This is a genomic window from uncultured Acetobacteroides sp. (genome assembly GCF_963667355.2).
Lineage (GTDB): Bacteria > Bacteroidota > Bacteroidia > Bacteroidales > ZOR0009 > Acetobacteroides.
On sequence record NZ_CAXXVH010000001.1, the window covers coordinates 12501 to 17500 of the forward strand.

At 45.0% G+C, this 5000-nt stretch carries 1 protein-coding gene; it reads right to left on the reverse strand.

Features of this window, described 5'->3' with window-relative positions; genetic code table 11:
* Window positions 1–2355: 2355 nt before the first annotated feature.
* Window positions 2356–2571 (reverse strand): hypothetical protein, encoded by a 216-nt coding sequence (locus tag ACHZA1_RS00015; protein ID WP_320051523.1) that lies wholly within the window; start codon window positions 2569–2571, stop codon window positions 2356–2358.
* Window positions 2572–5000 lie beyond the last annotated feature (2429 nt).

The window sequence follows — 5000 nt, forward strand, 5'->3', positions numbered from 1 at the left end:
TATTCCCAATTAGCGCCGCGAAATAGCTGCCTGTATCTAATGTCGATCGATAACAGGACTAACTACCAGTATCTAATGGCGATCGATACTGGCATTGCCTGTATCTAATGTCGATCGATACAGGACTTATTATCTATTTCTGCAAATAGCTGGCCTGTATCTAGTGACGATCGATACAGGACTTATTGCCTGTATCTAATGTCGATCGATACAGACATTGCCTGTATCTAATGTCGATCGATACAGGACTTACTCGCTATTTAAAACGACGGAAGGAATAGCTATTTCTAATGGAGATCGAAATAGTTATGACCAGCAAATAGAGAATCCGGCTATTTCTAATGGCGATCGAAATAGCACGTAATGCCTTGCGTTTCTAATGTCGATCGAAACGCGTGTTTCTAATGGCGATCGAAACAGGCATTGCGCTTTTATTTGTTTCTAATGGCGATCGAAACAAAAATTACGCTTGCATGAATGTTTCTAGTGGCGATCGAAACAGCCATGACTAACACATGTTTGTTTCTAATGTCGATCGAAACAAGCATGCGTTTATTCCTTTGCTTTCCGGTTTTTTGTTTTCAACGATCGATGCCAGGGCCAGATTCGGGCCGGGCAGGTCGCAGTTGCAATTTTTGAGTCGGGGCCGCAATATGGCGCAAACTTGATTTTATCCAATCAGCGTTCGAAAAATAGGGACTCCAATCAGAAAGCGTTTTGGCATTTCGCCTGGCGCCCGTGCATTTTTTTTTCGTGAGGGGTGTGGGAGCCCCCATGGCCGTTTGGAGCTCCCGCAAAAAATCCCCCCATGCCAGAGCCCACCTTTGGGCATTTTTCTACGTGGGAGGGCAATTTTTCTTGGCCTGGTGGCCTTGTGTGGCGCGGTTGCCAACATTTCCCTCTTTGAAGGGGAAAGCGTTCCCGACGTGTTTGGCGGGGTTCTGGCGCCACCCAAGCGGCTTTCTTCGCTGCCAACAGCAAGAAACTGTTCCATGCAGGCCTAGGCTTGCATTTTCGGCCTTGGCCTGCATGGGGCAAGCCCAAGGCGTTCGGCGGCGAGCCGAAAATCCAGCGTTCTCAGGTATTCCAGCACTGTTTGCCATTGCACAACACGTGCTTCTTCTTTCTGTCTCTCTCTTTGCTTGTCTCTCCTTTGTTTCTTCATGTTCTTGCTGGCTGCCATGAATTCTGGGCACGCCAGCTTTCTTTCGTGTGTTCTGCATGCCCAAGTGCAGGGCGATTTTTCACGCGTGGCGCTCTGTCATGGCTGCCGTTTGGCCCAGAGTTGCTCCCTGTCTTTTGTTCTGCCTGTCACTCTTTCTATGCAGTCTGTTCTTGCTGTGTGCCACAAATTCTGGGCACGCCAGCTTGTTTTCCCGTTTTTCTGTGTCAATTTCCGTGAATTTTCTGTGTGAGCGATTTTTTTCTCTCTGCTCTTTCTGCCCCATGGCGTCTGTTTCATTGCATGCCATGGCATTTTTTGCTTTGTCTGTCCAAGTACACATCTGTTGCAAGCTGTTCGTCACTTTGGTTGCCACTCAGAGGCCATTCCCCGTTCATGCATTGCCTCTGTGTGAAAATTCTTTTCTGTGTGTGTGTGTTCTGTCATGGCTGCCGTTTGCCCCAGAGTGCTTCTCTGTCATTCTTTTGTCTCTCTCTCCATTCTTACACTTTAGTCTTGCTGTGTGTCACAAATCCTGGGCATGACAGCTTTTTCCTCTGATTTTCTGTTTCATTTTCCGTGAATTTTCTCACTGTGTGCAATTTTTTTCTCCCTCTCCCTTGGCCCACCATGTCTCTTTCTACTGTATGCCACTGCATTTTTCTTTGTCTCTGCCCAAGAACACATTTGTTTTCAGCTGTTCGTCGCTCTGGTTGCCATTCAGAGGCCACTTTCCACTCACTGACTGCCTCTGTGTGACTGCCTCTCACTTTGTGTGCAGTGCTCTCTCGGGGCTGGCGTTCGGCCCCCCGTCATTCTCACTGCCCCATTTTGGCAGCCACTCTTTCCTGACACTCTAGGCTTGCTATGTGCCACAAATCCTGGGCAGGTCAGCCTTCTCTCCTGTTTTTCTGTTTCAATTTCCGCGAATTTTCTCACTGTGTGATATTTTTTCTCGCTCTCTCTGGACCCCTGATGTCTTTTCTATTGCCTGCCAGTGCGATTTTCTTTGTGTCTGTCCAAGACAACACCTTTTCCGAACTGTTTGTGTCTTTGATTGCCATTCAAAGGCCCCATTCCATTCACTGACTGCCTCTGTGTGAGTGTATGTTTCTGTGTGTGCTGCGCTCTGTGGTGGCTGCCGTTCAGCCCCCCGTCACTCTCACTGCCCTGTTTTGGCAGAAACTCTTTCCTTACACTCTAGGCTTGCTATGTGCCACAAATCCTGGGCAGGTCAGCCTTCTCTCCTGTTTTTCTGTATCAATTTCCGTGAATTTTCTCACTGTGTGCATATTTTTTCTCGCTCTCTCTTGACCCCTGATGTCTTTTCTATTGCATGCCAGTGCGATTTTCTTTGTGTCTGTCCAAGACAACACCTTTTTCGAACTGTTTGTGTCTTTGATTGCCATTCAAAGGCCCCTTTCCATCACTGACTGCCTCTGTGTGAGTGTATGTTTCTGTGTGTGCTGCGCTCTGTGGTGGCTGCCGTTCAGCCCCCCGTCACTCTCACTGCCCTGTTTTGGCAGTCACTCTTTCCTTACACTCTAGGCTTGCTATTGTGCCACAAATCCTGGGCAGGTAAGCCTTCTCTCCTGTTTTTCTGTATCAATTTCCGTGAATTTTCTCACTGTGTGCATCATTTTTTCTCGCTCTCTCTTGACCCCTGGTGCCTTTTCTACTGCATGCCAGTGCGATTTTCTTTGTGTCCATCCACGAGCACACTTGTTTTCAGCTATTCATCACTTTGGTTGGCCTTGAGAAGGCCATTTTTCACTCAGTCAGCGCCTCTGTGTGACAGTGACTTTGTGTGTGTGTGTGGCTCTGCGTGAGGCCTGGTTCGAGTTCTATTGATTCTTGTCGTGATTTTCTTCTTCCTTGCCTTATTGTTTTACCCTTCTACTGCTGTTGTTTCTTATTTGGCCTCTCAGGCCCTTCTTTCTCTCAGTCTGCCTCACTCACTGCCTCTATCATCTCTCTCTCTCTCTCTCTCTCTCTCTCTCTCTCTCTCTCTCTCTCTGTCTCTCTCGCTTGTTTTCTTTCTCTCTCCTGGTTTCTCTCTCAGCCATTTTCCGCAGCTACCCTTCAGTCCCTTTCTTGGTGTAGTGAAATAATTTTTATTAAAGCCCTCGCTTCAACGCATACTGTCTGTCTGTACATGTTTCTCCTCTCTCTCTCTCTCTCTCTCTCTCTCTCTCTCTCGATTATTTATTTATTGTAGACCCTGCCTGAAGAACCTGTCTGTATGTTCTGTCTCTCTCTCTCTCCTCTCTCTCTTTCTCTCTCTCTCTCTGCCTTCTGTCTCTCTCTCTCTCTCTCTCTCTCTCTCTCTCTATTTATTCATTCATTATTATTTATTTATTTTCTCTCTCCTCCAATTAATTCTTTCTCTCTGCCTCTCTCGTATTTATTTATTTATCTGTACGCTTAATTCTTGACCACCTATTAGTGTCTCCGGTGTGCTGTGAAAGATAATTAAAAACAGAACAATTAAATAAATAGAACAGATAGATAAAATAGTTTTGCCCAATACAGCCTAAATGAATAAATAACAAAGCTGCCTTAAATAAAAAAAGATCTTGAAATATGTACAAATAAATACTTTGAGGATTATTTAATTATTGTACAGGGGGAGTATGAGGTACAACAGTAGTGTGTTCTGGCATGTGGGTTGTACTTTCTTGCTGCAAAACGAGACTGCATTCTGATTGGAGTCCCTATTTTTCGAACGCTGATTGGATAAAATCAAGTTTGCGCCATATTGCGGCCCCGACTCAAAAATTGCAACTGCGACCTGCCCGGCCCGAAATGGGCCTGGCATCGATTGTTGAAAACAATAAAATACCTGCGTGCGTGCGAGTAGGGAGTAGGGAGTAGGGAGATAGGGAGTTTGGAGAGTTTGGTGAGTTTAGTGAGGTTAGGGAGGTTAGGGAGGAAGGGAGGAAGTGGAGGAAGTGGAGGAAGTGAGGAAAAAAAATCAAGAGAATTTTATTTTCATTTCAGAAAAGAAAAGAAAAGAAAAGTGAGAGCAGAAAAGAAAAGAAAATGTTAGAGAAAAAAAGTAAAGAAAATTCTTTTACTTCTTTTCTCTTTCACTTTCGGCTATGTATTTTCTCTCTCTATGTGCCCTACTCTCTCTCTCTCTCCTCTCTCTCTCTGTATAGAGGAGAGAGCGAACACTTGGCGAAAAAACGCCAAGGTAGAAAGCGGAGGTCATTTCTGGGGAGTAAACGGAGGTCCCCTCTCCCGCAGGCACAAAGGGGGGATTCTGCTGCAGAAGCTGAAAATCTTGATACCATTTTAGGGTAAATAATAAGGTACCAGATTACCCTCCGTTCATGTATGCTCTCGGGGCCATAACAGATATCTATGGAGAATAGGAAGCTGTTCGCTTATTGTTCTCCATATTCTCTATTATGGAAGCATTCATCATTAGAGATAATGAGAATTAAGAAGCTGCTCGCTTATTGTTTCCCATATTCTCTATTATGGACGCATTCATCATAGAGATAATGAGAATAAAGAAGCTGTTCGCTTATCGTTCCCCATATTCTCTATTATGGAAGCATTCAGCATTCACTTCCGGGCCTAGAGATAATGAGAATAAAGAAGCTGTTCGCTTATCGTTTCCCATATTCTCTAATTACGGAAGCATTCAGCATTCAGCATTCACTTCCGGGTCTAGAGAGACTGAGAATAAGAAGCTGTTCGCTTATTGTTTCCCATATTCTCTATTACGGAAGCAAGCATTCCTCATTTCTAGAGATACGGAGAATAAGAAGCTGTTCACTTATCTTTTCCCATATTCTCTATTAAGGAAGCATGCATGCATTCCTCATTT

Coding starts and splice junctions, on each gene's coding strand:
- ACHZA1_RS00015 (WP_320051523.1), bottom strand. CDS start 2,571: ATGGCAATCAAAGACACAAACAGTTCGAAAAAGGTGTTGTCTTGGACA.